Below are 3,919 nucleotides of genomic sequence, written 5' to 3'. Positions count from 1 at the left end.
TTGTCCGGCGGCGTCCTACTCTCCCACAACCTCGCGATTGCAGTACCATCGGCGCTGGCAGGCTTAACTTCCGGGTTCGGTATGGGACCGGGTGTTTCCCCGCCGCTATGGCCGCCGTAACTCTATGACCACACCCAACCCCAACCCCGGCATATCGAACCCCGGGTTGGGTGGTGTGGAAACTTGTGTAGTGGACGCGAACACGCAACAACTCGTAGTTGTTTCTCTGTGTGATGTTGGTTGAAGATTTGTAAGGCAAGCCCTCGGCCTATTAGTACCGGTCGGCTGGGCATTGCTGCTGTACACCTCCGGCCTATCAACCCAATAGTCTGTTGGGGGCCTTAACCCCTCAAAGGGGGTGGGAAACCTTATCTTGAAACGTGCTTCCCGCTTAGATGCATTCAGCGGTTATCACTTCCGAACGTAGCCAACCAGCCGTGCCCCTGGCGGGACAACTGGCACACCAGAGGTTCGTCCATCCCGGTCCTCTCGTACTAGGGACAGCCTTTCTCAAGTTTCCAACGCGCGCGGCGGATAGGGACCGAACTGTCTCACGACGTTCTAAACCCAGCTCGCGTGCCGCTTTAATGGGCGAACAGCCCAACCCTTGGGACCTACTCCAGCCCCAGGATGCGACGAGCCGACATCGAGGTGCCAAACCATCCCGTCGATATGGACTCTTGGGGAAGATCAGCCTGTTATCCCCGGGGTACCTTTTATCCGTTGAGCGATGTCGCTTCCACATGCCGACACCGGATCACTAGTTCCGACTTTCGTCCCTGCTCGACATGTCTGTCTCACAGTCAAGCTCCCTTGTGCACTTACACTCGCCACCTGATTGCCAACCAGGCTGAGGGAACCTTTGAGCGCCTCCGTTACTTTTTAGGAGGCAACCGCCCCAGTTAAACTACCCATCAGGCACTGTCCCTGATCCAGATCATGGACCTAGGTTAGACATCTAGTACGACCAGAGTGGTATTTCAACGATGACTCCACAACCACTGGCGTGACTGCTTCAAAGTCTCCCACCTATCCTACACAAGCCGAACCAAACACCAATACCAAACTATAGTAAAGGTCCCGGGGTCTTTCCGTCCTGCCGCGCGTAACGAGCATCTTTACTCGTAGTGCAATTTCGCCGAGTCCATGGTTGAGACAGCGCCCAAGTCGTTACTCCATTCGTGCAGGTCGGAACTTACCCGACAAGGAATTTCGCTACCTTAGGATGGTTATAGTTACCACCGCCGTTTACTGGGGCTTAAATTCTCCGCTTCAACCACTTACGTGGCCTAACAGGTCCTCTTAACCTTCCAGCACCGGGCAGGAGTCAGTCCGTATACATCGTCTTACAACTTCGCACGGACCTGTGTTTTTAGTAAACAGTCGCTTGGGCCTGGTCTCTGCGACCCTCCCCGCTACCCACCGCAAGGGTGTTGACGGTTCGGGTCCCCCTTATCCCGAAGTTACGGGGGCATTTTGCCGAGTTCCTTAACCATGGTTCACTCGATCGCCTTAGTATTCTCTACCTGATCACCTGAGTCGGTTTGGGGTACGGGCGGCGCGTAGCTCGCTAGAGGTTTTTCTCGACAGCATAGGATCATCCACTTCACCAATAATGGCTCGGCATCACATCTCAAGCTCGACATCTAAGTCAGCGGACCGGATTTGCCTGGACCACGCCCTACCTGCTTACCCCGGGACAACCATCGCCCGGGCTGGACTGCCTTCCTGCGTCACCCCATCGCTTGACTACTACCGGATCGGATCCCACGCTCCACCACACCTCCTCACCCCGAAGGGATCGGTCGACGTGGCTTCAGATGGTTAGCATCACCGGGCTCGTCATGGGCGCTACTTTGCCGGTACGGGAATATCAACCCGTTGTCCATCGACTACGCCTGTCGGCCTCGCCTTAGGTCCCGACTTACCCAGGGCAGATTAGCTTGACCCTGGAACCCTTGATCATTCGGCGCACGGGTTTCTCACCCGTGATTCGCTACTCATGCCTGCATTCTCACTCGTGTCGCGTCCACCCCTGGATCACTCCGGAGCTTCACTCGCGACACGACGCTCCCCTACCCACCCACACACCCAACCACCCAGTGGCCGGGATCCCATCCAAGGGAGTGTGAATGCCATAGCTTCGGCGGATGACTTGAGCCCCGCTACATTGTCGGCGCGGAATCACTTGACCAGTGAGCTATTACGCACTCTTTCAAGGGTGGCTGCTTCCAAGCCAACCTCCTGGTTGTCACTGCGACTCCACATCCTTTTCCACTTAGTCACCGCTTAGGGGCCTTAGCTGATGGTCTGGGCTGTTTCCCTCTCGACTACGGAGCTTATCCCCCGCAGTCTCACTGCTGCGCTCTCACTTACCGGCATTCGGAGTTTGGCTAACGTCAGTAACCTGGTCGGGCCCATCGGCTATCCAGTGCTCTACCTCCGGCAAGAAACACGCAACGCTGCACCTAAATGCATTTCGGGGAGAACCAGCTATCACGGAGTTTGATTGGCCTTTCACCCCTATCCACAGGTCATCCCCTCAGTTTTCAACCTAAGTGGGTTCGGTCCTCCACGCGGTCTTACCCGCGCTTCAACCTGCCCATGGATAGATCACTCCGCTTCGGGTCTTGATCATGCTACTCAAACGCCCTATTAGGACTCGCTTTCGCTACGGCTTCCCCACACGGGTTAACCTCGCAACACAACGCAAACTCGCAGGCTCATTCTTCAAAAGGCACGCCATCACCCCCACACCCACCATGGCTGGTAGGCGGCCGGGCTCTGACGGATTGTAGGCACACGGTTTCAGGTACTATTTCACTCCCCGCCAGGGGTACTTTTCACCTTTCCCTCACGGTACTTGTCCGCTATCGGTCATCAAGAAGTATTTAGGCTTAACGGGTGGTCCCGCCAGATTCACACACCATTTCAGGAGTGGCGTGTTACTTGGGAAACACTACAGACAGATCACCTTTTACGACTACGGGGCTATCACCCTCTACGGCGCCGCTTTCCAACGGACTTCAACTTCCACGTGATTTTCTTACTGTCTTGGTCACCGGCAGATGACCACGAATGCTCCCACAACCCCCATCCCGCAACCCCTGCCGGGTATCACACGAGATAGGTTTGGCCTCATCCGATTTCGCTCGCCACTACTCTCGGAATCACTTTTGTTTTCTCTTCCTATGGGTACTGAGATGTTTCACTTCCCCACGTTCCCTCCACACACCCTATTTTATTCAGGTGCAGGTGACTGGACATGACTCCAGCCGGGTTTCCCCATTCGGACACCCCCGGATCACAGCTCGGTTGCCAGCTCCCCAGGGCTTATCGCAGGCTCCAACGTCCTTCATCGGCTCTTGATGCCAAGGCATCCACCATGTGCCCTTCAATGCTTGCCAATACAAACCTTCAACAAACACAACACAAAGACACACACCAACACGCACACAACCCTCATGCACGCATCAGCGCATAACACTACAAAACATCGCCCAACACCTCTGACCAACCCACCACCAACCCCCGAAGGGGCCGGCGATCAGCTTGATCACGTGCGGGCGGATGCTCGCGTCCACTATCAACAAGTCAAACACCAAGAAACCAACCAGCCATACCACCCACCCCCGATCCAGCAAACAGCTGGACCCAGGGCTAACCGGGCGACTGGGCCTGATGTCTCAGGGCCCAACAGTGTGTCAAACCCACCCACCACGAACACCCACCACGTTCCACACCCACACACCCCCCAAAAGGAGACGCACGAGCAGTACTAACGGTAGAGCATCCATCGAGGACGAACCTTCATCGACGGTTCCACTAGTGAGACACCACCAATGCCACCCAAACCCACCACCACAAGACGCGGCAGCTTCGCTGGACATGCTGGGTGTGTGCTCCTTAGAAAGGAGGT

2 rRNA genes are annotated in these 3,919 nt (G+C 55.9%); both read right to left on the bottom strand.

From position 1 onward, the window contains the following. Positions 1-2 precede the first annotated feature (2 nt). Positions 3-119 (bottom strand): 5S ribosomal RNA (gene rrf, locus E4623_RS22360). A 132-nt stretch (positions 120-251) separates the two neighbouring features. Beyond that, a 23S ribosomal RNA gene (locus tag E4623_RS22355) occupies positions 252-3,407 on the bottom strand. Positions 3,408-3,919 lie beyond the last annotated feature (512 nt).

This window comes from Nocardioides sp. 1609 (genome assembly GCF_004522105.1).
In the GTDB taxonomy this organism is placed as follows: Bacteria; Actinomycetota; Actinomycetes; order Propionibacteriales; family Nocardioidaceae; genus Nocardioides.
The sequence above is the reverse complement of the archived record's forward strand: the minus strand, read 5'-3'. Positions and strand labels throughout refer to the sequence as shown.